This window comes from Paenibacillus tyrphae (genome assembly GCF_027925525.1).
Classification (GTDB): domain Bacteria; phylum Bacillota; class Bacilli; order Paenibacillales; family NBRC-103111; genus Paenibacillus_G; species Paenibacillus_G tyrfis_B.
On record NZ_BSDJ01000016.1, the window covers coordinates 1 to 23,802 of the forward strand.

The 23,802-nt window shown below is 57.6% G+C and carries 22 protein-coding genes and 1 riboswitch; of the genes, 15 read left to right on the top strand and 7 right to left on the bottom strand.

Annotated elements, in window-relative coordinates:
* Positions 1 to 16: 16 nt before the first annotated feature.
* From QMG93_RS19520 to QMG93_RS19545, 6 genes are all read left to right on the top strand, one after another.
* Entirely contained in the window at positions 17 to 424 is a 408-nt protein-coding gene (locus tag QMG93_RS19520; protein ID WP_331488645.1) for an RsmF rRNA methyltransferase first C-terminal domain-containing protein, read from the top strand.
* Position 425: 1 nt separating this feature from the next.
* Complete coding sequence (locus QMG93_RS19525) at positions 426 to 1,169, top strand: pseudouridine synthase (RefSeq protein WP_281939347.1); 744 nt, start codon at positions 426 to 428, stop codon at positions 1,167 to 1,169.
* A 48-nt stretch (positions 1,170 to 1,217) separates the two neighbouring features.
* Positions 1,218 to 2,033, top strand: a complete 816-nt coding sequence (locus QMG93_RS19530; RefSeq protein ID WP_281939348.1) for a Cof-type HAD-IIB family hydrolase — start codon at positions 1,218 to 1,220, stop codon at positions 2,031 to 2,033.
* Positions 2,034 to 2,114: 81 nt separating this feature from the next.
* A complete protein-coding gene (locus QMG93_RS19535) occupies positions 2,115 to 3,155 on the top strand; it encodes a hypothetical protein (RefSeq protein WP_281939349.1) in 1,041 nt (346 codons plus the stop codon).
* Positions 3,156 to 3,213: 58 nt separating this feature from the next.
* Positions 3,214 to 3,365: riboswitch (FMN riboswitch) on the top strand.
* 143 nt (positions 3,366 to 3,508) lie between these two features.
* Complete coding sequence (locus QMG93_RS19540) at positions 3,509 to 4,462, top strand: DMT family transporter (protein WP_281939351.1); 954 nt, start codon at positions 3,509 to 3,511, stop codon at positions 4,460 to 4,462.
* A gap of 205 nt (positions 4,463 to 4,667) precedes the next feature.
* Positions 4,668 to 6,701 carry a methyl-accepting chemotaxis protein gene (locus QMG93_RS19545; protein WP_281939353.1) on the top strand — a complete coding sequence of 678 codons (2,034 nt, stop codon included), beginning with the start codon at positions 4,668 to 4,670 and terminating at the stop codon, positions 6,699 to 6,701.
* Positions 6,702 to 6,787: 86 nt separating this feature from the next.
* Here QMG93_RS19545 and QMG93_RS19550 read toward each other — a convergent pair whose 3' ends face one another.
* Entirely contained in the window at positions 6,788 to 8,176 is a 1,389-nt protein-coding gene (locus QMG93_RS19550; protein ID WP_281939572.1) for an RsmF rRNA methyltransferase first C-terminal domain-containing protein, read from the bottom strand.
* A gap of 124 nt (positions 8,177 to 8,300) precedes the next feature.
* Here QMG93_RS19550 and queD point away from each other — a divergent pair, with 124 nt between their 5' ends.
* From queD to queC, 3 genes are read left to right on the top strand one after another with little or no spacing between them, the layout of a single operon-like run.
* On the top strand, positions 8,301 to 8,777 hold the full coding sequence (gene queD / locus QMG93_RS19555) for a 6-carboxytetrahydropterin synthase QueD (RefSeq protein ID WP_281939355.1): 477 nt from the start codon (positions 8,301 to 8,303) through the stop codon (positions 8,775 to 8,777).
* Complete coding sequence (locus tag QMG93_RS19560; RefSeq protein ID WP_281939357.1) at positions 8,774 to 9,448, top strand: 7-carboxy-7-deazaguanine synthase QueE; 675 nt, start codon at positions 8,774 to 8,776, stop codon at positions 9,446 to 9,448. The genes queD and QMG93_RS19560 overlap by 4 nt, the downstream gene beginning before the upstream one ends.
* 23 nt (positions 9,449 to 9,471) lie before the next feature.
* The gene (gene queC / locus QMG93_RS19565) at positions 9,472 to 10,155 is read left to right on the top strand and encodes a 7-cyano-7-deazaguanine synthase QueC (RefSeq protein ID WP_036680187.1); all 684 of its coding nucleotides are present in this window, start codon (positions 9,472 to 9,474) and stop codon (positions 10,153 to 10,155) included.
* Between the two features lie 67 nt (positions 10,156 to 10,222).
* On the opposite strand, the gene QMG93_RS19570 is transcribed toward queC, so the two are convergent.
* The 3 genes from QMG93_RS19570 to QMG93_RS19580 form a co-directional block, all read right to left on the bottom strand.
* Positions 10,223 to 11,797 carry a M4 family metallopeptidase gene (locus QMG93_RS19570; protein ID WP_281939358.1) on the bottom strand — a complete coding sequence of 525 codons (1,575 nt, stop codon included), beginning with the start codon at positions 11,795 to 11,797 and terminating at the stop codon, positions 10,223 to 10,225.
* Positions 11,798 to 12,476: 679 nt separating this feature from the next.
* A complete protein-coding gene (gene map / locus QMG93_RS19575; RefSeq protein WP_281939360.1) occupies positions 12,477 to 13,235 on the bottom strand; it encodes a type I methionyl aminopeptidase in 759 nt (252 codons plus the stop codon).
* The gene (locus QMG93_RS19580) at positions 13,232 to 13,837 is read right to left on the bottom strand and encodes a TetR/AcrR family transcriptional regulator (RefSeq protein WP_281939361.1); all 606 of its coding nucleotides are present in this window, start codon (positions 13,835 to 13,837) and stop codon (positions 13,232 to 13,234) included. The genes map and QMG93_RS19580 overlap by 4 nt, the downstream gene beginning before the upstream one ends.
* 294 nt (positions 13,838 to 14,131) lie before the next feature.
* Here QMG93_RS19580 and QMG93_RS19585 point away from each other — a divergent pair, with 294 nt between their 5' ends.
* Positions 14,132 to 14,218 (top strand): putative holin-like toxin, encoded by an 87-nt coding sequence (locus tag QMG93_RS19585; RefSeq protein WP_108531390.1) that lies wholly within the window; start codon positions 14,132 to 14,134, stop codon positions 14,216 to 14,218.
* A gap of 255 nt (positions 14,219 to 14,473) precedes the next feature.
* Positions 14,474 to 14,692, top strand: a complete 219-nt coding sequence (locus tag QMG93_RS19590; protein ID WP_281939363.1) for an RNA chaperone Hfq — start codon at positions 14,474 to 14,476, stop codon at positions 14,690 to 14,692.
* Between the two features lie 115 nt (positions 14,693 to 14,807).
* Here QMG93_RS19590 and QMG93_RS19595 read toward each other — a convergent pair whose 3' ends face one another.
* On the bottom strand, positions 14,808 to 15,227 hold the full coding sequence (locus tag QMG93_RS19595) for a helix-turn-helix domain-containing protein (protein ID WP_251601572.1): 420 nt from the start codon (positions 15,225 to 15,227) through the stop codon (positions 14,808 to 14,810).
* A gap of 231 nt (positions 15,228 to 15,458) precedes the next feature.
* On the opposite strand from QMG93_RS19595, the gene QMG93_RS19600 reads away from it, so the two are divergent.
* The gene (locus QMG93_RS19600; protein WP_010498610.1) at positions 15,459 to 15,665 is read left to right on the top strand and encodes a helix-turn-helix domain-containing protein; all 207 of its coding nucleotides are present in this window, start codon (positions 15,459 to 15,461) and stop codon (positions 15,663 to 15,665) included.
* Positions 15,666 to 15,731: 66 nt separating this feature from the next.
* On the opposite strand, the gene QMG93_RS19605 is transcribed toward QMG93_RS19600, so the two are convergent.
* The gene (locus QMG93_RS19605; RefSeq protein WP_281939369.1) at positions 15,732 to 16,874 is read right to left on the bottom strand and encodes a GGDEF domain-containing protein; all 1,143 of its coding nucleotides are present in this window, start codon (positions 16,872 to 16,874) and stop codon (positions 15,732 to 15,734) included.
* 164 nt (positions 16,875 to 17,038) lie between these two features.
* On the opposite strand from QMG93_RS19605, the gene QMG93_RS19610 reads away from it, so the two are divergent.
* The 3 genes from QMG93_RS19610 to QMG93_RS19620 are packed head-to-tail and all read left to right on the top strand — an operon-like array spanning position 17,039 to position 22,833.
* Positions 17,039 to 18,178, top strand: a complete 1,140-nt coding sequence (locus QMG93_RS19610; protein WP_281939371.1) for a glycosyltransferase family 4 protein — start codon at positions 17,039 to 17,041, stop codon at positions 18,176 to 18,178.
* A 42-nt stretch (positions 18,179 to 18,220) separates the two neighbouring features.
* Complete coding sequence (locus tag QMG93_RS19615; RefSeq protein ID WP_281939373.1) at positions 18,221 to 19,516, top strand: metallophosphoesterase family protein; 1,296 nt, start codon at positions 18,221 to 18,223, stop codon at positions 19,514 to 19,516.
* On the top strand, positions 19,513 to 22,833 hold the full coding sequence (locus tag QMG93_RS19620) for an AAA family ATPase (RefSeq protein WP_281939375.1): 3,321 nt from the start codon (positions 19,513 to 19,515) through the stop codon (positions 22,831 to 22,833). The genes QMG93_RS19615 and QMG93_RS19620 overlap by 4 nt, the downstream gene beginning before the upstream one ends.
* Here the strand turns inward: QMG93_RS19620 and QMG93_RS19625 are convergent.
* Entirely contained in the window at positions 22,816 to 23,790 is a 975-nt protein-coding gene (locus QMG93_RS19625; RefSeq protein ID WP_281939377.1) for an EamA family transporter, read from the bottom strand. The two genes, QMG93_RS19620 and QMG93_RS19625, sit on opposite strands and share 18 nt — an antisense overlap.
* Positions 23,791 to 23,802 lie beyond the last annotated feature (12 nt).

A 23,802-nucleotide genomic window follows, 5' to 3' on the forward strand; every position in this document is an offset into this window, starting at 1 on the left:
CTTCGCGGCAGAGCAGCTGGCCGCGGCGCCGTTCGGCGCGGCCGAGCTCGAATGCCGCGGCGAGCACGTGTACGCCGCGCCGGCGGGGCTGCCGCCGCTGGACGGCATCCGGGTCATCCGCCCCGGATGGTACCTCGGCAGCGTGACCAAGCAGCGCTTCACGCCTTCGCACGCGCTGGCGATGGGCCTGCGCGCGGAAGAGGCGCTGCGCACGGTGACGTTCACGGCCGATGATCCACGGGCCGTGCGGTATTTGAAGGGCGAGACGCTGGAGCTTGCCCCGGGCGAGCTTTGCACCGCGGCGGATGGCGTACCTGCTAAAGGATATGCCCTCGTGTGTATCGACGGGTATCCCGTCGGTTGGGCGAAAGTACAGGACGGAATGCTGAAGAACGAATATCCCCCCGGTTGGAGGTGGACATAAGATGAAAGCAACGCTACGTCTGGACAAGCTGCTGGCTCATACGGGCTTCGGCACCCGCAGCGAAATCAAACAGCTCGTGAAGCGCGGCCTCGTCAGCGTCGACGGCAAAACGGCGAAGGATAGCGGAATGCAGGTGAATCCCGAGCGGGATCGCATTACGGTCGACGGCGAGCCGGTGATCTATCGCGAATTCGTCTACTTAATGCTTCATAAGCCGCAAGGCGTCGTGTCGGCAACGGAAGATACGAGAGACCGTACCGTACTCGATCTGCTGGATGAGCAGTACTCGCATTTTGACATATTCCCGGTCGGGCGGCTGGACAAAGATACTGAAGGGCTGCTGCTGCTGACGAACGACGGCAAGCTGGCGCACAACCTGCTGTCGCCGCGAAAGCATGTTCCGAAGACGTATTATGCCGAAGTGAACGGTGCCGTGAACCAAAGCGACATGGACGCGTTCGCGCACGGCGTTACCCTCGATGACGGCTATGTAACGATGCCGGCCGAATTGATCGTGCTGCACTGCGGCCGTCCCGAAGCGGGCGAGCATTCCCGCATCGAATTGACCATACATGAAGGTAAGTTTCATCAGGTGAAACGAATGTTTCAAGCCGTAGGCAAGCAGGTGACCTATCTGAAACGGTTGTCCATGGGACCGCTGAAGCTGGACCCGGCGCTGCCGCTCGGGCAGTCGCGGGAATTGACGGAGGCAGAGCGGCAAAGCCTGCTGGCCCATGGGGAATAGCTTTTCAACCTGCCTATAGAGAGAAGAAGTACAAGGGAGCGGAGAAAAATGAACTATCGCATCATTGCGCTTGACGTGGACGGTACGCTTTTGAACGACGATTATGAAGTAACGGACAAAACGGTGGAAGCGCTGCGCATGGCGCACGAAGCGGGGGCCCGGATCGTATTGTGTACCGGCCGGGGCCCGGCCAATGCGATCCCGGTGCTGGAGCGTTTGGGCCTTACGGGCGTGCTGATCACGCATAACGGGGCGGCGACCGTCGAGACACCGGGGCCGAAGCTGCTGCATCAATTCGGCTTCGACGTGCAGGAGCTTGCGGAGCTCATCCGCTATTGCCGCGAGCAGAGGGTTCATTTTGATGTGAATACCGCGCTGGATATGTTCGTCGAGAAAGTCGGCGAGCGGGAAGCGGCGATGTACGAAAAATTTATGGTTTCTCCCGAGCGAGTGGAGGACGTGCTGAGCATGACCGTTCCGCTCGTGAAGCTTACGATGTTTGGGTCGGAGGAAGAGATGGACGCGGTCGAACGGGACTTGGCGCGAGTATCGCTGCCTCCGAGCGTTCATGCGCTGAGAAGCGGGGTGCACTTTGTCGACGTGATGTCGAAGGAAGTATCCAAGGGCCGTGCCCTGCAGGCGCTTGCCGCGCAATGGGACATTGCTCCCGAACAAATCGTGGCCATGGGCAACTATTTTAACGACATCGATATGATCCGGTTTGCCGGGCTCGGGATAGCGATGGACAATTCCCCGGACGCGGTCAAAGAGGCCGCCGATGCCGTCACGCTGTCCAATAACGACGACGGCGTGCACGAAGCGCTGCGCCGTTACGTGCTGCCTTTTGGGGAGTTCCGCGCATAGTTTTCCGTCAGAGAGGGACATGCTATGAGGGTAGATAACTCCGCACTGCGCGAGTGCATAACCTGATTGGAGGGGACCCGAATGACGCATGTCAGCTTAAGACCGGATCTGAGGACGGCGGGCGGCGAAGTCAGCGACATCATGTTCAAAAATCGGTTTGTGGGCACGTTAACTCTCGTCTTCCGTGAATCCGACCGAATCGCAGGCGCGCTCCAATTGGAGAAGGAAGTGCTTGACGACGCGGAGAAAGACGAGGTATTCGATGCGGTCCACCAGTATGTGGACTCCCTGCTGGACGCGCTGCAGGCAAAAGGGTGCGAGGTGATGGTCACCTACAGCAGCTTTGACCATGTGATCGCTTCGGAACGGGAAGCGTCTGCTTATGCCGGGATCGTCTCGACGGAAGAAGATTTCGATTACGACTCGGATTGGATCGATAACGATACGCGTCTTGAAGACGAGCCCCCTGGGGAGCGGAACGACTTCACCATGGCAGATTTCGAGCTGGTGCTGGTCGGCGAAGACGAGGACGGACTGGAATACCATCTTTACGATAGAGACGAAGATTTTGTTGCCGAGATACTTCTTCAAATCGAAGACCGCGAAGTGACCGGCACCGTCTTTTGGATGATCGAACCGACCGAAGCCGAGCTGGATATCGTGGCCGATCTGCTTGTGCTCGATTTCGACGAGGACGAAGTGGACCGCTTTGAAATTGCAATGAGCTTCGACAACGAGATTTTTGAAGTGATTCAGCTAACCCACGAGGATTTGCTGGCGGAGGAGGACGACTCCGAGGTATTGTGGAGCGGGGACGATGAAGACAAGCCGTACACGGTTATGCTCGTCCGGGATGACAGGGGAGTGCTAACCTATGAAATTTATCAGCAGTCCCGGGGCGGTCTTCCGATCGGCACGGCCACGGTGGATATCAGCGAGCGCCAGCTGACCGGCTTTATCGATTTCCGCGAGCCCGGCAGCACCGACGACCGGGAGCTTATTGCCACACTGCTGATGGAGGAGCTTGATAAGGAGAAAGATTACTCTGCGCTTAACTTGACCATGATGCACAACAACCGGCTGATCGAAGAAGTGCTGTTCGAAACGGAAAACGTCCATTAATTGCAAAAAAGACTTGCTGAAAGCGAAAAGCATATGATAAAATGCTTTCTAATTGAATCGGGACCTTCGGGGCAGGGTGAAAATCCCGACCGGCGGTGAAGGCTCGTACAGAGCTTAAGCCCGCGACTCGTCGATTTCCGCAGCGGAACAGACGACTGACTTGGTGGAATTCCAAGGCCGACGGTATAGTCCGGATGGGAGAAGGTCACAAAGTAGGCATACCGGTTTGAATCGTTTTATCAAAAAAACGGCTCATGGTGAGCTTATTTGCATATGCCCCGTTATCTTAACCGATAGCGGGGCTGACTTCTTTTCGAAGGGTCCTGTTCAAACACCTTGGGAGGTTGTTGAATATGGACAGAGTTTCTGCTGTCGGGTTAAACGGCCGTGTTGCTACGGCCAAATTAAACATGCGGAGCGGACTATGGTTTGTTGTGCTCGGCTCGGCGCTATGGGGCGTCGATCCTTTATTCCGTATCCTGCTGCTTAAATCGTTTACTTCTACGCAAATTGTTTTGATCGAGCACGTGCTGCTGCTCGTCTACGCCTTGCCGATCGTCTGGCTGCACCGGCAGGAGCTGCGCGGCCTGAAGCTGCGCCATCTTATGGCTCTGCTGTTCATCTCGTGGGGTGGCTCGGCTCTCGCGACGATCCTGTTTACCTCGGCCTTCGCTCACGGCAATCCGAATGCCGTGCTGCTGCTGCAAAAGCTGCAGCCGCTGTTTGCGATCATTCTGGCCCGGATCGTGCTCAAAGAAAGCTTGCCGCGACGCTTTGCGCTGCTCTTGATTCTCGCGCTTCTCGGCACCTATCTGCTGACGTTTGGCTGGAAGGCACCGATCGGGCATTGGGGCGATATCGCGACCTGGAGCGGCTTGCTCTCCATCGGGGCGGCTGCGCTGTGGGGCGGCTCGACGGTGATGGGCAGGCTGATGCTCGGACAAATGAAATTCGAGACGGTAACGGCTCTCCGGTTCCTGTTGGCGTTGCCGCTGCTTGTGGCTTTATCGGCGGGTCAGGGAATAGCGCTCGTTCAGCCTGCGAACTCGATTGCTTGGGGTGCAGTGATCGTTAATTTGGTTATGGGCGCTTTCATCCCGGGACTGCTCAGCCTCTTGCTCTACTACCGGGGACTGACCGATACGAAAGCTTCTTATGCAACGTTGGCCGAGCTGTCTTTTCCGGCGGTCGGCTTGCTGATCAACTGGCTGGTGTTCCAACAAGCCGTTACGCCGGACCAACTGGTCGGTTTCGTCATTATATGGGCCGCATTGTTCGGTCTTTCGCGTCAAAGCCAAAGCGAGTGAAAAATAGACTGTCCTTTCGGGACAGCCCCCAGCCTGTTGAGGATCTCAACAGGCTATTTCTTTTGTTTTCGCTATTTATTCATACATCTCGCCATACATCGATTGTAAAAAAATACCGTTAAAAAATAAGTTGTCATCTGTCGAATTAATATAATGGGACATCGTTCCAGTATTTAATAAATTTCATCTAAGGGCGGGCAGAAAAATGAATAGTTTGCAAATTCGGAGCAAATGGAAAGGTTTTACGAACGACAAAGTATTTTTTACGATTAAAAACAAACTCATCTTCACCTTTGTGGTCATACTGCTTGTTCCTACGGTGCTGCTCTCGTATGTCTCATATCAAACGGCAAGGCAAAACGTGGACAGCCAAATGGTCAACTCGTCAAAGGAAGCCGTCGAGCTGATCGATGCCTTATTGAACGATTTTTTCGCGTCCAAGATGCAGCAGGTGGACGCTTTGTCGCGCACCGTCGACTTAAGCGCCGTAAAAGCGGCGGACAACTCCAATATCGGGGTACAGGATTCGGTGCGCCGCCAGCTTCTGATGTACCGGGAAATCGAAAAGGATGCCGATATGGTTTTCGTCGGTACCAAGAACGGTTTGTATATGGATTCCGCCGACGTGACCAAAATAGCTGTCGATTACGATCCTCGCGAGCGCGCCTGGTTTAAGCAGGCGGTAGAAAACAAGGGCAAGATCGTCATCACCTCTCCTTATACCTCCTCGGCCACGGGGAATCTGGTGTTCACCGTTGCGAAAGAAACGGCCGACGGCCGGGGCGTCGCTGCCATGTCGATCTCGACCAAGAAGCTTGCCGAAATCACCCGTACGGTAAGCATCGGCAAGGAAGGGTTTGTTTTCATTTCGGATCAGGACCGGAAATACGTGTATCATCCTACCAGCGAAATCGGAAGTCCAATGCCCGAGGGCGAGATGACGAGCAATTTATACAAAACCGATACAGGATATTTCCAGTACAAGATGGACGGCGTCTTGAAGAAAATGATGTTTTCCACCAATGCGTCTTCGGGTTGGAAAATCGCCGGCACCATGTATGAATCGGAAATTGCCGATGCGGCTTCTCCGATTTTGAAATCTACGCTCATCGTGTTGGTTTTGTCCACATTGATCGGCTCTTTGATGGTAGCGGCGATTATTTTCTCGGTTCTGAAGCCGCTGCGGAAAATTAACGAAGCTTCGCTGTTGATCAGCGAAGGCGATTTGACGAAACAAATCGAGATCGCCCGTGCCGACGAACTGGGGGTATTAAGCTCGAACTTTAATAAAATGGCTTCGTCGCTGCGAGCCTTGATCTACAAGGTTAACGACAATGCGATGCAGCTTGCCGCGTCCGCCGAACAGCTATCGGCGAGCTCCGAGCAAATTACGGAAGCGGGCAAGCAGGTCGCTCAGGCGGTGCAAGAAATCGCCAACGGCTCGGCGCAGCAAGTGGTGCAAATCGGCGAAACGAACCGGGAGATGAACGACATGGCCTCCCAGCTGCAGGCCATCTCCCATAATACCGACGCCGTCTCCGATTCGGCGCAGCATACGCAAGAGACGGCTCAAGACGGCACGGAAGCGATCCGGACCGTTATCGATCAAATGAATGCCATCGGGCAAAAAGTGAAGACGCTGTCCGACGATGTAACGGGGCTCGGGGATCGTTCCAAGCAAATTGTATCCTTCACAACCGTGATTACGGAAATTGCTTCCCAGACCAATCTGCTGGCGCTCAATGCGTCCATCGAAGCTGCGAGGGCCGGAGAGCAGGGGAAAGGCTTTGCGGTTGTCGCCGCCGAAATCAAGAAATTGGCAGAGCAGTCCAGCGCTTCGGCCAAGCAGATTTCGCAATTGATCGCCGCCATTCAAAAGGATACGGACATGACCGTGGACAGCATGGAAACGGTGACGCACGAAGTGGAGCAAGGAATGCTAAAAGCGGACATGGCAGGCAGGTCGTTTGAACAAATCCTGAGCTCGCTGGACAGCGTAGCCGTTCAAATCACCCAGGTCTCGCAAGCGACGCAAGGAATGGCTGCAAATTCCGAAAATGTCTTGAACGCCGTCGATGCCGTATCGAATATTTCCGAAGATACCGCGGCGTGCATTGAACAAGTGGCGGCAAGCACGGAAGAGCAGCTTGCTTCTATGGAAGAAATCGCATCTTCCTCCGCGTTGCTGAGCAAAATGGCGGAAGAGCTTCAAGAAACCGTCGCGAAATTTAAAGTCTAGGCTTCTCATATACAAAAAGCAGCATGCGGTCACAATCGATCGCATGCTGCTTTTTTGCCAAGGGTGTGCATGGTATGGGAGAGGAATTACCGGCGCAGCCCTTTCGGATAATGGTTTTTAACTTGCGTTCCCGATTGCTTGCCCCAGCCGAGCGGGAAGCCGTCCACCGTGACGAGTGTCCAGCCGCTGCGTGCTTCGGGCCCGTCCACGGTCTCGCCCCGGAGGTAGCGTTCCGCTTCGCCGCTCCCTGCGGCCAGATTCACCGTAAGCCGGGCTTGGTCGGCATTCGTCAGCGCAAGGGCCAGCGCATGCGCCGGCTCCGCGCGGTCCTTCTTCACCTCGGCGAGGTGAAGGCCGGGGCGCAGCGTCTTGAGCCCTTGAAGCATGGTGCTGCTAAAAGGGATACCGGCTGGCGCGGGCAGCAGGTAGAGCTGCTCGCCGAACAAGACTGGCTCGCCCGGCGGAAGCTCGAATCCAGCCGCAAGCGCCTCCTCGGCGAACCGCTGGAACAGCCGCATGGCTGTCTCCTCCGGGCGCCCGGCGCCGCGCTTCGCTTTGCCGGCTTGTCGCGTACGCGGGGCTGCCGGGCCCGTCATCGCCGCATGCGGCTCGTCCGGCGTCCCTTCCAGCCGCAGCACGGCGACAAAATGCCCCTCGCCGCGGTGCAGGTGCGGCCAAATCCGCTCCGTCCGTTCGAGCCGCAGTTGCGGGTACTGATGGAGCAACTCGTTGACGGTGCGCTCGTTCTCCTGCTCGTTGAACGTGCAGGTGGAATAGGCGAGCCGTCCGCCCGGCTTGAGCATCGCAACCGCGGATTGCAGAATGTCAAGCTGCCGCGCCGCGCACATCTCGACGTGAGCTGGCGACCATTCGGCGATCGCCTCCGGGTCTTTGCGGAACATGCCTTCCCCCGAGCAGGGAGCGTCGACCATCATTTTATCGAAAAAGCGGGGAAAACGTTCGGCAAGCTGCTGCGGCGTAGCGCTGACGACGACGGCGTTCGTGACGCCCATCCGCTCGATATTTTCGGATAAGCTCTTGGCGCGGACCGGATGAATTTCATTGCTGATCAGCAGCCCTTGGCCCGCCAGCTTCCCGGCGATGTGCGTCGATTTTCCGCCCGGTGCGCCGGCGAGGTCAAGCACGATGTCCCCCGGCTGCGGGTCCAGCAGCTCAACGGCGGACATGGCGGACGGTTCTTGGATATAATACAGCCCTGCCGCGTGGTAGGGATGCTTTCCGGGCTTCGTTTCTTCCCGGTAATAGAAGCCTGTCTCGCACCAGGGGACGGGCTCCAGCCCGAACGTGCCGCGCAGACGCTCCAGGACGGGACCGCCGCTCCTCGAATCGATTTTAGCGGGGTTCATTCGCAAGCCCTGCGTGCGGGGCTGTTCATAGCTTCGCAGGAACGTTTCGGCGCTCTCGGGAAGCTGCATTTGCATTTGTCGGATATAAGCTTCTGGCAAACGGATCATAGAGGACATGTCGAACTCCTTTTATGGCTGTCGGTATCCCTACATTATACAAGCTTCGCCATATTGTGAGAAGCTAAGACGGCATGCTATAATTGTTTGGTCCTTTTGGGAGAGGTGAACGAGAATGACATACGAAATTCCGAAAAAAGTACAAGCGTTAGGCGAAGACATTCAGCGGAGCGAGCTTAAATACCACGACAGGGAAGTGCTCGTCTCTAAGGAATTTACGTTCGATAGCGCCCATCATTTGCATTGCTACGAGGGCAAATGCAAAAGCCTGCACGGGCATACGTATAAACTTCAGGTCGTCATGCGCGGCAAGGTCGACGACCGGGGCATTACGATCGATTTTGCGGATATCAAGCGAATCGCAAAAGAACGCATCATCGACCGGCTGGATCACCGTTACTTGAACGAAGTGCTGCCGCCGATGAATACGACCGCGGAAAATATGGTCGTCTGGATATACGAGCAGCTTCGCGACGCACTGCGAAGCGAAGGGCTGTTCCCGGCAGTGCGGCTGGAGGAAGTCCGCCTGTGGGAGACGCCGACCAGCTATGCGGCCGTCACGGCGCGTTTGATGGGAGATGATCCGGCATGATCCGGCTGCCGATGGTGGAAATTTTCGAGACGGTCGAAGGCGAGGGCACGCGGGCCGGTTTTCCGACCGTGTTCGTGAGACTGTTCGGCTGCAATCTGCGCTGCACGTGGTGCGATACGAAGTACAGCTATCCGCCGGCCGAGGCCGAATTTACGATGACGATCGAAGAGATTGTAGCCGAGGCGGCACGTTACCGTTCGCGGCACGTCTGTCTGACCGGGGGCGAGCCGCTCCTGTACGGCGATAAATCCGCGGCTCTCATCGAGGCGCTGGTTGCGACCGGCCGCTACGACGATCTGCATATCGAGACGAACGGCGCCATCGACCTGACGCCCTTTCTGGAGCGGATCGAATCGCCCATAGTTCGCTACATTATGGACTACAAGCTGCCCGATTCCGGCGAAGAGGAACGGATGATCACGACCAATCTGGCGAAGCTGCGCCCGCAGGACGAGCTGAAGTTCGTGATCGGGAGCGAGCGGGATTTTCATGCGGCCAAAGCGCTGCTCGAAGCGTACCCGACCCGGGCGCTGCCGCTGTTCAGCCCGGTTTGGGAAACGATGCCTCCGGCCAAGCTGGTCAGCTTGATGCTGGAGCATGGCTTGTCTCGGGTGAAGTTGAACATGCAGATGCATAAAATCATTTGGGACCCTGCGGCCCGCGGGGTTTAACCATACGAATGAAGGTGTGAATGATGAAAAAAGCAGTCGTTATTTTGAGCGGGGGGCTGGATAGCACAACCTGCATGGGAATGGCTCAGGACGCCGGGTACGACGTTTACCCGATCACGTTCGATTACGGGCAGCGTCAAAGGCGCGAGATCGAGAACGCGCGGCAGGTGGCCGAATTTTATAAAACGGCTAGCCGTCATAAAGTGATTGCGCTCGGCTTTTTGAAGGAGTTCGGGGGCAGCGCCTTGACCGACGAATCGATTGAGGTTCCGCCGGCCGGCGAGAGCGGTGCGGTCGATTCGGATATTCCCGTGACTTACGTGCCGGGACGCAATCTGCTGTTTCTCTCGATCGCGACTTCCTATGCGGAAACGATCGGAGCGGAAGCGATCTATATCGGCGTCAACGCGCTTGATTACAGCGGCTACCCGGACTGCCGCCCGGAATTTATCCGGAAGGTGGAGGAAGTGATGGCGCTGGCGACGCGTGTCGGTGTGGAAGGCGGTCCGATTCGCATCGAAACGCCGCTGATTCATTGGACGAAAGCCGAAATTATTCGCGAAGGGATGCGGCTTGGCGTGCCGTATCATTTGACCACCTCATGCTACAACGGGCAGGAGGAAGCATGCGGTGTTTGCGACAGCTGCCGACTGCGCTTGAAAGGTTTCGACGAAGCGGGAACGGCCGATCCGATAGCTTATCAATAAAAAAGTTCAAGGGGCTGCCCCTCATTCGTTTGCGAATGGGAGCAGCCCTTTGCTTTACGTTCTGAAATTAGTTCACGCCGACGGCAGTGTACGCTTTTTTAACGGCGTCCACTTGGGAGGAATTCGCTCCGAACAAGTCGGTTGCCGCTTGAATGGCAGCGGCGCGGATGGCCGAGAAGTTCGAAGTCGGAGTCAGGTAATTCGTGAGGGCGTCGTAGAAAATTTGTTCAGCCGCACTGCGTCCGATCCCGTTCACAGTTACGCCATAGTGCGTGCCGCCTTGAGCGATCAGGTAGAAGGCTTTGTTGTTGATACCGCTGTTCGTATGCACGCCACCGTTATCGGAAGGACCGGTGTAACGGTCTTGATAGCGGTCAGGCTGTCTGTAGAGCTTCGGATTTTCCATAGAACGGAGAGCGCCCGCATTGAGGGTTATCAAGTCGCCGATCAGCCAGTTTTTGCCTTCGATCGCATTCCCGAAAATATCGGAGATCGATTCGTTCAGCGCCCCGGACTCGCCGTAGTATTCCAGATTAGCCGTTCTTTCCGTAACGCCGTGAGTCAATTCGTGGCCGATAACGTCCGGATCGGCAGGGAACGATCTGAAGGTTACGCCGTCACCGTCTCCGTATACCATTTGCACGCCGTTCCAGAAGGCGTTGTTGTATCTGCTGGAGTAGTGCACGGTCGATTTAAGCTGGAGACCGTTGCCGTCAATGCTGTTGCGGCCGAACTTGTTTTTATAGTAATCGTACACTTTGCCGGTATAGGCATGCGCATCGACCCCTGCGCCGTCGTTCCAAATATTGTTGGAACTGGTGAGCAGCGATCCGGGCAGAGATGTCCGGTTTCCTGCGCTGTAAGTGACGATTCCTTGTCCGCGCGTCGTATCCTTCAATTGATAGCTGGAGCCGGATTGGGTGGTCGTAAACGTTTTCGTGTCTCCGAGTACGCCTTTTCCGGTACCCGTCGCGTGAGCGAGGATGTCGTACTTGAACAAAATGCTGCCGTCGTCGGCGCTGATGAAGTAGCGCGTGCGGACCGCCTCCGGTTCGAGAACGTTAACCTCCGTTACATAGGCGAGGACCGGCTGTCCGTTGTGCAAGTAAACGTACAGATCCGCTTTTGGCGCGTTTTGCGGTTCACCCAGCTTGCCGATGGCGGCTTCGGTATCTTTCTGGGCAACGGCGATCGCCTGCGCTTCGCTGATTTGCGAATTCAAGCTTTTCGAAACCTGCTGCTGCTGATCGGGAAGCAGGCTGCCGATCAGCGAGGTGACTTGTCCTTCTTTGTTGATGTGAATTGTCTGTACGCCGCCGTATACGGGAACGCCTCCCACAAGCTGCTGCAGACGGTAGTGCGTGGTTCCCGTTTTCTCGTCGGTCGTTTGCCCGATAATTTTCAACTGCTTCTTCAGATCGACGGATTTGCCGATCTGGAAGCTTTCCTGCTTGGATTCGAGATACTTCCAGATTTTTTCCTCTCCCGATACGCCTTGCGGCGCGCTCCAGCTTTCCCCGGTAATCAATTTAGGGGCCAAGTTCCCCAGCGGAGCGGGTTGATCTTGTGGAGCAGCATGCACGGCTTGCACGCTCCCGAGCAAAAATGCTCCTGTAATAACCGATGCCCATACTTTTAACATAAACATCATCTCTCCTTTTTAATTGTTTTCCGATCGGTTTAGAATGAATTTGCGATTGATTAAACCGATGGCGGGATGCAAAGCAAATTTAAAGCAGGTCTCGTCGAAGGTGATTACTACAGAAGCGAACATCTGGAGGCAAGGCAGAATAAATCGAAGTGAAAGCATGAGGCATGTACAACTAAAATAGGGGCGTCGGGTGACGATACAAGGTTTTCGCTAGAAAGCATCACCTCTTTCATCAAGTGGTTAATTCTTTTGAGGTAACACCGTAGGAGGTAATCGTAGTTCGTCGAAACATCAGGTAAAATATTCCAACGAGGACTACTTGATAATTATATTAAACCAATTTTTAAATTTTTCAATACCCTTTTAAGTAAAAATTTTCCTTCTAAACCATAAAAGGTTCTTTAGGCTTAGCTTACAGGGCGAATGGTCCCCTTCGTTTTGTCGAAATGCGATGAATCGTAAGTCGGATGAGGATTTTGGGGGGCTGAGGTCCTGGGTAAGGAATAAGAATGGATTCGGTCAAGGGGCGTCAGGCGGGAAGAACGTGCGGCAAATTGGCTGAAATTCACGAACTTGCGGAAATACAAATCAGCCCTCCGTCCGGCAGGAAAGCTCGGACAAAGGGCTAAATCCGTTAGGTTGGAGGGAAAATCATGCGGACGCTGCGGCCTCAGCCAGCCGTAGCTTGGTCAGTCAGCAGCAGCGGACCGTCTTCGGTGATGGCGATCGTATGCTCGTATTGGGCGGAAAGCCGTCCGTCTGCCGTTCGCGCCGTCCAGCCGTCTGCTTCGACGTACATATGATGCGTACCGGCGTTGATCATCGGCTCGATCGTAAACACCATGCCTTCCTTCAAACGTACACCTCTGCCGGGCAGCCCGACATGTGCGTAGTTGGGCTCTTCGTGCAGATCCCGGCCGATGCCGTGGGCGAGCAGATCGCGCACGACGGAGTATCCGTTTCGCTCCGCATGGGATTGGATCGCGTGCGTGATATCCCCGAGGCGGTTGCCGGCGAAGGCCCGAGCGATGCCGAGATCGAGGCATTGCTTGGTCACTTCCATCAGCCGCCGGGCTTCGTCGGAAATGGAGCCTACCGCGTAGCACCAGGCGGAATCGCCCAGCCAGCCGTCGACTTCTGCGACGATATCGATGGTGACGATGTCGCCTTCCCGAAGAGGCGTACGACTCGGAAACCCGTGGGCGATCACATCGTTGACGGAGGCGCAGGTGGCGTACTTGTACCCATTGTAGCCTTTGGTAAACGGTCGGCCGCCGTGCTTCGTGATCATCGTATCCACGAGATCTTCGATTTCGAACGTTGTGATGCCGGGCTGTACCAGCTTGGCGATTTCCCGGTGACAGGCGGCGACCAGTTGGCCGGCTTGCTTCATAAGCTCAATTTCCTGCTTGGTTTTCAAAATAATCATTGGGTTAATGTCCCTTCTTTTTCGATACTGCGAACTAACGAATCGGCGATCTCGTCGGTATCCGGCTCCTCATGGCCGTGATGAATCCATAAACCGGCGCAGCCGATCATGGAGCCAAGCAGAAGATTCGCCCGTTTCTCGGGCTCCTGCGCCCCGAGCTGTTGAATAGCCGACACGAGAGGACGGTACAGCTCAACTTGGAACTGATCGTACAGCTTTTGAAAGCGGCCGCCCGGGACCTGCTGAAAGTTTTCCCAGATCATCTTATACAAAATATAGACGGACCGGTCGCGAAACCATTGCCGCAGCAGGAGCGTGCCGTACCGGCGGAGCTGCTGCCCGGGAGGCCGGGGAGCGCCGAACGCTTCCTCGGTCGTTTGTCTGGCATCGTGGAACGCCTGCCACAGCATGTCATCGAGCAGAGCGTGCTTGTTTTTGTAATAATGGTACACGGTGCCGTAGCCCAGATTCGCTTTGGTTGCGACGTCGCGCATTTCCATCGTAATGCCCTGCTCCAAATATACCTCGGCCGCGGCTTGCATAATTTGATTTACCCGGAGAAGCCGGATTTCTTCGTTTTGCTCTTTCGTTCGGGGAGACAAGCGATCACCTCTTTTTTTGACCTACTGTAATGTCAATCATAAACAATCCTGCCGCCGTTTGCAATATTTCCCGGTTTGGAATCCGCGGTGGCCTGGCAGAGCGCAGGCTGATACTCCGGATAACGTGAGTCGGGCGTCCTGCAAGTCCGTACTGTTCGGTCCCATGGGGCGGTTCATTTTCCGGTTGGACAAGCTTATTTTGGGTTCCATGGAATAATATGTTACAATGGAAAAACCACGATAGAATGGCTTTTAGGGCGGTCGGCTAGCCTCCTGGAACGGAGGTGATGGCCTATGGAGGTATACCAAGCACTTACCTTGATGTTCGGGTTCGGGATGTTCATCTTGGCTTTGCTAACGTACCTTAACAAAAAGAAATAGACCGCCCTCGGTCAAAGCAGCGGTCCTTTCTTGATCCTCATACAATTGTCTAAGCCACCGCCCTGAGAAGCGGCTATTGTGCGGGAGTGCGGATGTTCGCGGCATCCGCATTCCTTTTTCAGTATACGCATGTTGGCGGAACGTGATACTTTCTATTTATAGTTTACATGGCCTTGTCTGTCCTGACAATAGAGTAATAGATTCGGTTGTGGTACTATAGAACAGAATCCTAAAAAAGAGAGAGGGATGTCTCACATGACGAAAAGCAGTGATAACGTGCAGAACCGGTTTTTGGATCGGCTCATCGCGGAAAAGATACTTGTCACCCTAATTACGAAGAACGGCGTCCAAATGCAGGGCACCTTGAAATCGACGGACCGGTACACGATCCTGATCGAAGTCAAAGGAAAAGATACGCTGATTAATAAAGTCGCGGTATCTACGATCGTATCAAGCAAGCGCCTGCCTATTTAATCCGCATCGTGTGACAACCGAAGGACCGCCCGTGTTACGGCAGCGGTCCTTTCCTCTTCGCATGAAAAAAAAGTCCGGTTCTCCCGGAGCTGCCGGGGCCGGACTTTCCTGCCGTTCATTTCGACTCATACGAAAATTCCACCGCTTCTTGAGGGCTTTCCGCCGTCTGCTCGTCCTTGCTGAGAAGCTGCTTTTCTTTCCAGAACATGACGGTCAGCATCCGCTCGATCCATTCCTTATCCGTCTCGGTCAGCTCGATTCCGTCGAAGATCAGGTCGTTCTCGCGCAGAAAACGGCGCAGGTTTACCCGCGGCTTCTTATAGCTTCCTTCCTCCTTGTCGGAGTCCGTTTTCTCCAAGTAGCCTGCAATTTGCATCAGCTCGGTATAGGGAATATTCAATCCCTCGGACAGCTTCATCAGCACGTCGGGCGAAGGGACCCCGCGGTTGCCGTTCTCCAGCTGCGAAATATAGGCCGCCGATACGCCGGAGCGGTCTGCCAGCTCGCGAATGGTGAAACCTTTCAATTTGCGCATATCTCGTAATTGATCATAGAAATCCATCGCACACACCCACATTATTGAAATAATGGCAAAGCAATAAACAGGTTAAGTAAAAAACGGTGAATATCTATATATTAACAGTTAAAAATAGGAAGTACAAATAAACTTGATTTAACAATAGTAAACATAACTGGTTGCAAAAGTAAATAAAATTGATGTATAATGGTAGAGTGTTTTTGTTCAGCAAGGGGGAGGACCGCAACCATGAAAATTAAAGCCAAAACGAACGCGATCGTACGAGCCCGGATCGTCAAAGGGATGACTCAGCGGGACCTGGCCCAGCTCTCGGGATTGAGCTATGCTTATATCAGCTTGCTGGAGCGTTCGGTCAAAGCCGTCGGCCCGGGCACGGCGAAGAAGCTCAGCGATCTTTTGGAGCAGCCTTTGGAGGAATTGTTCACCATAGAATAGACCTGCGATAAAAGCGGGAAGCCGGCTTCCCGCCTTTCTTCCGAGAGCGTACGGACCGGTGTCGGCCTAGAAGCCGACGACTTTGTTTTTGCCGGTCGTCTTGGCCTTGTACATCGCTTCATCCGCCTGCTTGATCAATTCCTCCGCGTTTACCCCTTTTTTGAGCAAGCTGTATCCCATGCTTACCGTCACGATCGTTTCCGTCTCCACACGGCTTCGGATACGCTCCGACAAGCCTGCGGCATCCACTTCCGGGTCCGTAACCAGCACGACCATTTCTTCTCCGCCATAGCGTCCGCAAATCCCGGAGTCTTCCGTTTCTTCCTTCACGATCTGCGCTACCTGCTTAAGCACCTGGTCTCCCATATGATGGCCTTTCGTATCGTTAAGCTTCTTGAAGTTGTCGATGTCGCTGAAGATGACCGATACCGGCGCTTGCAGCTGCACGTATTGGGTGACGCGGTTGTAAAAATATTTCCGGTTGTACAGCTTCGTAAGTCCGTCGGTAATGGAGGAGTTGTAAATGGCCTGCATGATCTCGATGACCCGCTCGAAAATGAACAGGAACAGAACGATGTAAAAGACGAACGGAATCGTTTGCTCCAGAAAGTTCAGGACGATCTGTTTGTTATCAAATAAATAGACGTTGGCCATATGAATCGTATGGGTCGTGAAATAAACGGTTAGCATTAGCTGATACTTCCCGTTCTGACCGATGCGGGAGTTCACGAGCAGGAAGCTCAGGAACAGCAGCAAAAACAAGTACAGCTCCATGCCGAGCGGACGAAGCAATTTGGACTGATCCTCGCTGCCCTGCAGCCAGACCGGAGCGAACCAGTACGACACCGAGACGGCGGCGGTCAACAGGATAAAGATGGCGAAGACGAAGAAGTCCCGCTTGCGGGTTGTGTTATACAGCTGATAAATGCCGATATTGAGCATGACAAAGGCAAGCAGCTTGAGCAGCAGCGCGATGAATTCTTGCTCGGGGGTTATGTCTTGAGTCACGGTCTTTTCGATGAGATGGATGTACTGGGCGAACAGGATAAAGAGCGCAATGATCATGGAGAAGTATCCGATTTTGCGGCGCGACAGCAGCAGTCGGAACGAGACGAGAAACGTCATCGCAATGATGACGCTCAGCATCGAGTGCATAAAGATCGAACCGGTTGGTCCGAAGATCAAATCCCAAATCGTCTGATTGTTCATGAAACGCGCGGAAGCCTCACTTTGCAAACGGGTACATGGTACTGATTATACCAAACGTATATTCGTTTTGGGAAGTCTTGTCGTTGCATTCCGGAACTGTTAGGATGGTAGTGACGAAGCGCCCTTGCGTTTCGCGAACAACGGGAGAGGCCGAGGTGGGTAGGATGCGTATTCTTCAAGCGTTATTTTTTCCGCCGGAACAGCCTGGCGGGGTTTCTTCCATGGTTCCTTTCATGCTGGACCGCTTCAACAAGCGAGGCTGGGAGATGGAGCTCTTTTCGCTACCCAAACGGGTGCGCGGCAAAGGCACCGGGGAAATTCGTTTCTCTACGTTCGACTGGGAGCCGTATGCCGGCCATCCGGTAGTCGATAAATACATACAAACGCTAAAGGATTATATCTGGTGGACGAATATGCGGATCAAGTCGACGTACGATTTGATCCACGCCCACCATCCGATCGCCGGGCTGGTCATGAAGCAGCTGTTTCCGGACACCCCGCTGATCATGACGGTTCACTCCAGCTATGAGCGCGAGCTTGTGCTGAACGGCAAAATTCCGGCAGACGGCCCGGAGCATGCCTTCCTGACCTCAATTTACCGCGAGCTAGAGGAAAAGGCGGACCAGCTGATTACGGTGTCCAACTCGTTCAAGCATTACTTGTCCGAGTACGTGCAGGAGCCGGAGCGGATCGGGGTCATTCCAAACGGCTTCGACGAGAAGCGGTTCCGTCCGGTCCATCACGAGAATCAGGTGCCGCAGCTGATCTCGGTATGCCGCCTTGTGCCCGCCAAAGGGCTCGATACGCTGCTGCATGCCTGCGCGGAGCTGAAGCGCCGGGGGCAGCCGTTCGTGCTGCATCTGATCGGAGACGGACCGATCCGTACGGAGCTGGAGGAGCTTGCGCAGCAGCTGGGGATTTATGAGGAAACGATTTTTTACGGATACATGCTTCACCCGGAAGACTTTATGCCGTTCTTCGACGTGTTTGTCCTGCCTTCGCGGGCGGAAGCGTTCGGTTCGGTGTTTGCGGAGGCGGCGCTCTGCGGTCTGGCCGTTGTCGGCACGAACGTCGGCGGCATTGCCGAGCAGATCGAGCACGGCACCAACGGTCTGCTTGTTCCGGTCAATGACGTTCAGGCGCTGGCCACGGCGCTGGAGAAGGTGATCGGCGATCCGATGTATCGCTATCAGCTGTCCCGTGTCGCGCTGGAGAAGGCGCTCAAGACGTACTCGATGACGCGCGTCGTTCAGCAGCTCAGAAACGTATACCGGACGTACCGCAAGGCGCCACCGGGAGAGTAGGGCCTTCTTTAGCGGGATGAGACAAGGACGGAGGATTCGGAAATGACGCGGGGGTTTCGGTTTATTCATGCTGCGGACCTGCACCTGGACAGTCCGTTTCGGGGATTGTCCGGTCTGCCGGACGGGCTGAGGGAGCGGGTGAAGGCGTCGACGTTCACGGCGCTCGAACGGCTCGTCGACCTGGCGGTTCGCGAGCAGGCGGATTTCGTCGTCGTTAGCGGCGACATCTACGATGCGAAAGACCGTTCGCTGCGAGCTCAGCTGCGGTTTCAACAAGCTTTGGAAACGTTGGCGGGACACGGGGTGCCCGCCTTTGTCGTTCATGGAAATCACGATCCGCTGCACGACGGGTACAGCGCGAAGCTGCGGTGGCCAGATACGGTCAAAGTATTTGGAAGCGATGCGGTGGAAAGCGTCGTCGTCCGGGGGCGGGACGGGGAGCCGGTTGCGCGGGTATCAGGCATATCGTTCGGCCGTTCCGCAGTAACGGATAATTTGACGCCGGGCTACGTCCGGCATAACGACGGATTATATCACATCGGAATACTGCATACGAATGTGGACGGCGATGCGGGACATGACAATTATGCGCCTTGCAGCCTGCGGGATTTGACAGGCGGACAGGTGGACTATTGGGCACTGGGCCATATTCATTCGCGACGGGTGCTGCATGAGCGGCCCTGGGTGGTATATCCCGGCAATTTGCAGGGCCGCCACGTCCGGGAAACCGGCCCTCGCGGCTGCTACGTGGTTGACGTGGCGTCGGGCGGTGTAACGCAACTGCGGTTTCAGCCGCTGGACGATGTGCGCTGGGAGGTCCGGGAGCTATCCATTGAAGGGTTGGAGACGGAGCAGCAGCTGAAGGACGCGCTGGAGGAGGAGCTGGAGGCGGCCTGTGCGGCAGCGGACGGACGCGCGGTTCTGGCTCGTCTGTCGCTGACCGGACGCGGGCCGCTTCACACGGCGCTGCGCCGCAGCGGATGGCTCCCGGGGCTGGCATCTGCGCTGAGAGAAAGCGCGGCTTCGGGCGCGGAAGCGGTCTGGATCGAGAGCATCGAGGATCGGACCGGAGCGGCTGTTTCGCGCGAAGACTTGGCCGCAAAGCCGGGGTTTCTGGGCGATCTGCTGCGTCTTGCGTCGGAAGCCGGCGAATCCCCGGAGCGGCTGTCGGCCTTCGTGGAGGAAGCGTTGGCGCCGCTCATGGGGCAGCCGCAGCTTGCCGCTTTGTTAAGCGAGTTGGGGCCCGAGGAATGGGCCGCATGGCTGCAGGAAGCCGAAGAGCTGGCGATTGACCTGCTGGCGGACGGCAGCGGCGCGGAGACGGGGTGGAGCGAATGAGAATCGAACGGCTCGACATTCGCCGCTACGGTGTGCTAAACGATGTGGAGCTTCTGGCGGATGCCCCGGTCACCCTCTTCTATGGCCCGAACGAAGCGGGGAAAAGCACCGTTCTGAGCTTTATCCGGGATGTGCTGTTCGGCTTCCCCCGCGGCGGCTCGGCGGAGCGGCTGACTGCGCCGGGGGAGGGCGGACAAGGCGGGGCGATTACGCTCGTAGACGAACAAGGCCGCCGTTACCGGGTCGAACGTTGGGAGCGCCCAAGCGGAGGACGGGGGCGTGGCCCTGCGGCCGGCAGCGTTCGCGTGACGTTTCCGGACGGAACGGCCGGGGGCGAGCGGGAGCTGACTGCGCTCTTAGGCGGGATTACGCCGGAATTGTTCCGCAGCCTGTTCGCCTTCGGCCTGACCGAGCTGCAGGAGCTCGGGACGCTGCAATCGGGCGAGGTCGGCAGCTTTTTGTACAGCGCGGGACTCGGCGCGAGCGGAAGCGTGATTCGCGGAGCGGATAAGAAGCTCGCGCAGGAGCAGGAACAGCTGTATCGCCCGCGCGGGCGCACGCCGCTGATGAACCGGGCGCTGCAGGGGCTGGCGGCGGCGGAAGCGGAGCTTGCGCAAAGCCGCGGCCGGGCGGAGCGCTACAATGCGCTGGAGGCGGAGGCGAACCGCCTTGCCGCGGAGCAGGAGACGCTGGAGGGCGAGCTGGACAAGCTCCAGCGTGAAGCCGACTGGCTAGCGCGGTGCATCCGCGCCCAGCCGCACTGGCTGCGGCAGGAGGAACTGCGCCGCGAGCTGGCGGAGCTGCCCGAGGCGCTGGATGCGTTCCCGGCCGATGCGCTGCCGCGGATGGAAGCGGTGCTTGCCGAGCGGGAGCGGCTCACGGTCGAGCTTGACCGGGTCGCCCTTGCGCTGTCTGATTTGAAGGAAGGCTTGCGGACGGCCGAGGCGGAAGCGGAGGCCGAGGGTGCAGTGCTGGAGCGCCGAGCGGCGCTTGAAGCTTTGCTGGACCGGCTTCCGGCCTACGAAGAAGCAAAGCGGACGCTGGCGGAGGCGGAAGCGGAAGAAGAGCAGCTCGGACTGGAGCTGGAGCGAATGCTTCGCCGCATTCATCCGGTATGGACGACGGAGCATCTGGACCGTCTTCCTTCGACGGTCATGCTTCGGGAGGAAGCGTCCGCTTTCCGCGAGGAATGGCGCGTCTGGCGGCAGAACGAATCTCTGCTGGAGGCGGAAGCCGAGCGGCTACGAAGCGAATCCGGAGCGGAGGCGCTTACGCCGGCGGATGGCCGGAGCGGGGCTGAGGTGTGGGATGGAGAAGGCGGCAGGGACGACTTGGTATTGGAAGAGGGCCTAGGTCGCAGTCGGAGCATCGATGGAGCCTGGGCTGAAGAGAGGTTCACGCTGGAAGAGGATCGCACCTCGGTCGAAGAAGGACTTGAGCGGATTCGGACAGCAAGGCGCTTGTTCCACGAATGGAAGGAAGCGCTGCGCGAGGTCCGGTTCGAAGCGGAGCGCGAGCAGGACCGTGAGAAGCTGAGCCGTCTGGAGGCGCAGACTGGGCCGGAGACAGCCCGTTCCGGCTCATCTGGCGTCCCGCTCTATGTTCTCTACGGCGCAACGCTGCTGCTCCCCGTTGCACTGGCGGCGCTGCAGCAGACGGCTGCGGCTGTCGCGGCGCTCGCCGTGCTGCTTGCCGCCAGCGCGGCTTGGACGCTTGCGCGTCGCCGCGCCGCGCAGAGCCGCAGCGGCCGCGGCCGCCGCCCTTACGCGGGCGGTGCTGCGCCCGCGCCTGCGCTTGCGGCGCTGCGCGAGCAAGCCGCTGCGCGCGAGGCCGCGCTGGCGGCGGAGCTGCGCCGCCTCGCGCGCTACGCGGCGCAGCCGCCTGCGGCGGGCCTTGCCGCCGCTGCGGCCGAGCCCGCTGCGCCCGCGCTCGCGGCCGCGGGCTGCGCGCTGCCGCTGCCGGCGGAGGACATCGAGCCGTGGCTCGATGCCCTCGAGCGGCAGCTCCGCTCGCGGCAGGCGCGGCACGCCGGGCGCCGGGCCGCCGCCGAGCGGCTCGCGGCGCTGCGCGCCCGGCGCGAGCGCCACGCGGAGGCGGGCGAGCCGCTGCGCCGCCGCTGGCGCGCGTGGCTGCAGGCGCAGGCGCTGCCCGCGGAGGCGAGCGCCGAGGCGGCGCTGGAGCTGCTGCAGCTCGCGGAAGCGGCGCAGCAGCAGCTCCAGCGGCTGCGCCGGCAGGCCGCACGCTGCGAGGCGCTGCGGGGCACCGCCGCGGGCTTTGCCGCGGAGGCGGCCGCGCTGCTCGGCGAAGCGGCAGGCCGGGAGCCCGGACCGGCGCTGAAAGCGTGGCAGGCCGCCCGCGACCGGCAGCTCGCGCGACTGGAGCAGCTTGCGCGGGATGGCCGGCAGCACGCCGAGCTGAGCCGCCAGTCTGCGCTGCTATCGCAGCAGTTCGAGCGTGCGGCCGCGAAACGGCAGGAGCTGCTCGACGCCACGCGGGCGGACGGGGAAGAGGCGCTTCGGCATCTCCACCGCCAATACCTTCGCCGTCAGGAGCTGCTGGGGGAGCTGAGACAGGATGAGCTTGCCATCCGGACGCTGGTAGGGGAAGCGGGGATGAAGCCGCTCGACGAGAAGCTTGCGGGCATTACCGGAGGAGAGCTGGAAGAAGAGCGGACGCGTCTGTCGGAACAGCGGGATGCGCTCCGGGAGCGGCTGGAAGCGTGCCGGGAGGCGAAAAGCCGCAGACGGTTCGAAATCGAACGGCTGACTGAAGGCGGAGATCATGCGGACAAGCTGCAGCAGGCGGAGGAGCGCCGTACCGAGCTAAGGCGTTTAATGAAACGCTGGGCGGTAGTTTCCATGTGCGGAACGCTGTTCGCCCAGACGAAACGATTGTACGAGCACGAAAAACAGCCCTCCGTCATGCAGAGGGCTTCCCGGTACTTCGAAAAGATGACATCCGGCCGATTCACGCGGATGATTGCGCCGCTCGGCGAGCAGCGCGTATTGGCGGAGAGGGCGAACGGCGAGCTGCTGGATGCGTCCGCGCTCAGCCGGGGGACGGCCGAGCAGATGTACTTGTGCATCCGCTTCGCGCTTGCGGACGAATACGCGGCATCCGGGGTCCGGTTGCCGCTCGTGATTGACGATTTGTTCGTGAATTTCGACGACGAGCGGCTCGGATACGGCATGGAGCTGCTGCAAACGGTGGCCGAAGGCCGCCAGCTGCTGCTGTTTACGTGCCACAAGCACGTGCTGGATGCGTATGTTTCGCGTTTTTCCGCGGCATCCGTCCAGCATTTAAGCCGCAAGACGTAATACGATAATGCCGATCAAGGCAAGCAAAAGGCCGCCCGATTCGAGGCGGCTGAATTTTTCTTTCAAGCCGAAGCGGGCATAGAAGAGCACGAGAACGACGTTCATCGCAATGACGACGGAGACAAGCCCGGTAACGCCCGCGGCGAACGCCGGCATGGCTAGGATCATGCCGCAGACGTTGGTAATGCCGACGAACATGCCCCAAATTAAGGTCCGGCCGGGGGACCAGTCGCGAACTGCCGCTGGAACGGGTCCGCTTCCGGTTGTAACTGCCGAAGCAGCCGCACTTGCCGGACTACCGGGAGCCTCCTGCGACCCTGCGGCCACTTCTTCGCGCCCGGCCCGGAGCGTCGCCCGGGCGAAGGCCTCTTGCTTCTGGCCAAGCAGCCAAGCGGCGGCAAACAGCAGCGAACCGGTGCCGTACATTAACGCCAGCGTAGGCAAGGTGGCGGCCCCGATGAGAGTCGCCTGCTTGGACGAGAGGTCGGTCAAGCCGAAGAACAGCATCGTAATCGCGCCCCAGTGCGCGCCTTGCAAATTTTTGAGCGAAATGTCGTTGGAGTAGCGGATCATCAAAATCCCGGCTACGATCACGATAAAGGCGGCAAGCTGCGCCGTATTGAGCTTCTCGCCCCACAGCACGTACGCGAACAGCACGACAACGACCGGTGGAAGGCCGGTGAACATGGCCACCAGCGACGCTTTGCCGACGGAGTACCCCTTATACATGGCAGCGTTGGAGACAAACGAAAACAGCCCGAGCAGCGTACCGATCCACACGGGCTTCGTCCAGGCTTGTCCGGTGACCGCCGCCGCAACGAGCGCAATCAGTGTGCCGGACGCATAGACGCCCAGCAGCAGCAGATTCCGGTTGATCGGACGCTGCGACGTCCATTGATATAAGATACCCCTCAGCCCGAAGCAAAGCGCCGAGGCGGCCGCAAATAAAAACCACATGATGTCTGATTC

Coding starts and splice junctions, on each gene's coding strand:
- QMG93_RS19525 (WP_281939347.1), top strand. CDS start 426: ATGAAAGCAACGCTACGTCTGGACAAGCTGCTGGCTCATACGGGCTTC.
- QMG93_RS19530 (WP_281939348.1), top strand. CDS start 1,218: ATGAACTATCGCATCATTGCGCTTGACGTGGACGGTACGCTTTTGAAC.
- QMG93_RS19535 (WP_281939349.1), top strand. CDS start 2,115: ATGACGCATGTCAGCTTAAGACCGGATCTGAGGACGGCGGGCGGCGAA.
- QMG93_RS19540 (WP_281939351.1), top strand. CDS start 3,509: ATGGACAGAGTTTCTGCTGTCGGGTTAAACGGCCGTGTTGCTACGGCC.
- QMG93_RS19545 (WP_281939353.1), top strand. CDS start 4,668: ATGAATAGTTTGCAAATTCGGAGCAAATGGAAAGGTTTTACGAACGAC.
- QMG93_RS19550 (WP_281939572.1), bottom strand. CDS start 8,176: ATGATCCGTTTGCCAGAAGCTTATATCCGACAAATGCAAATGCAGCTT.
- queD (WP_281939355.1), top strand. CDS start 8,301: ATGACATACGAAATTCCGAAAAAAGTACAAGCGTTAGGCGAAGACATT.
- QMG93_RS19560 (WP_281939357.1), top strand. CDS start 8,774: ATGATCCGGCTGCCGATGGTGGAAATTTTCGAGACGGTCGAAGGCGAG.
- queC (WP_036680187.1), top strand. CDS start 9,472: ATGAAAAAAGCAGTCGTTATTTTGAGCGGGGGGCTGGATAGCACAACC.
- QMG93_RS19570 (WP_281939358.1), bottom strand. CDS start 11,797: ATGTTAAAAGTATGGGCATCGGTTATTACAGGAGCATTTTTGCTCGGG.
- map (WP_281939360.1), bottom strand. CDS start 13,235: ATGATTATTTTGAAAACCAAGCAGGAAATTGAGCTTATGAAGCAAGCC.
- QMG93_RS19585 (WP_108531390.1), top strand. CDS start 14,132: ATGGAGGTATACCAAGCACTTACCTTGATGTTCGGGTTCGGGATGTTC.
- QMG93_RS19590 (WP_281939363.1), top strand. CDS start 14,474: ATGACGAAAAGCAGTGATAACGTGCAGAACCGGTTTTTGGATCGGCTC.
- QMG93_RS19595 (WP_251601572.1), bottom strand. CDS start 15,227: ATGCGCAAATTGAAAGGTTTCACCATTCGCGAGCTGGCAGACCGCTCC.
- QMG93_RS19600 (WP_010498610.1), top strand. CDS start 15,459: ATGAAAATTAAAGCCAAAACGAACGCGATCGTACGAGCCCGGATCGTC.
- QMG93_RS19605 (WP_281939369.1), bottom strand. CDS start 16,874: ATGAACAATCAGACGATTTGGGATTTGATCTTCGGACCAACCGGTTCG.
- QMG93_RS19610 (WP_281939371.1), top strand. CDS start 17,039: ATGCGTATTCTTCAAGCGTTATTTTTTCCGCCGGAACAGCCTGGCGGG.
- QMG93_RS19615 (WP_281939373.1), top strand. CDS start 18,221: ATGACGCGGGGGTTTCGGTTTATTCATGCTGCGGACCTGCACCTGGAC.
- QMG93_RS19620 (WP_281939375.1), top strand. CDS start 19,513: ATGAGAATCGAACGGCTCGACATTCGCCGCTACGGTGTGCTAAACGAT.
- QMG93_RS19625 (WP_281939377.1), bottom strand. CDS start 23,790: ATGTGGTTTTTATTTGCGGCCGCCTCGGCGCTTTGCTTCGGGCTGAGG.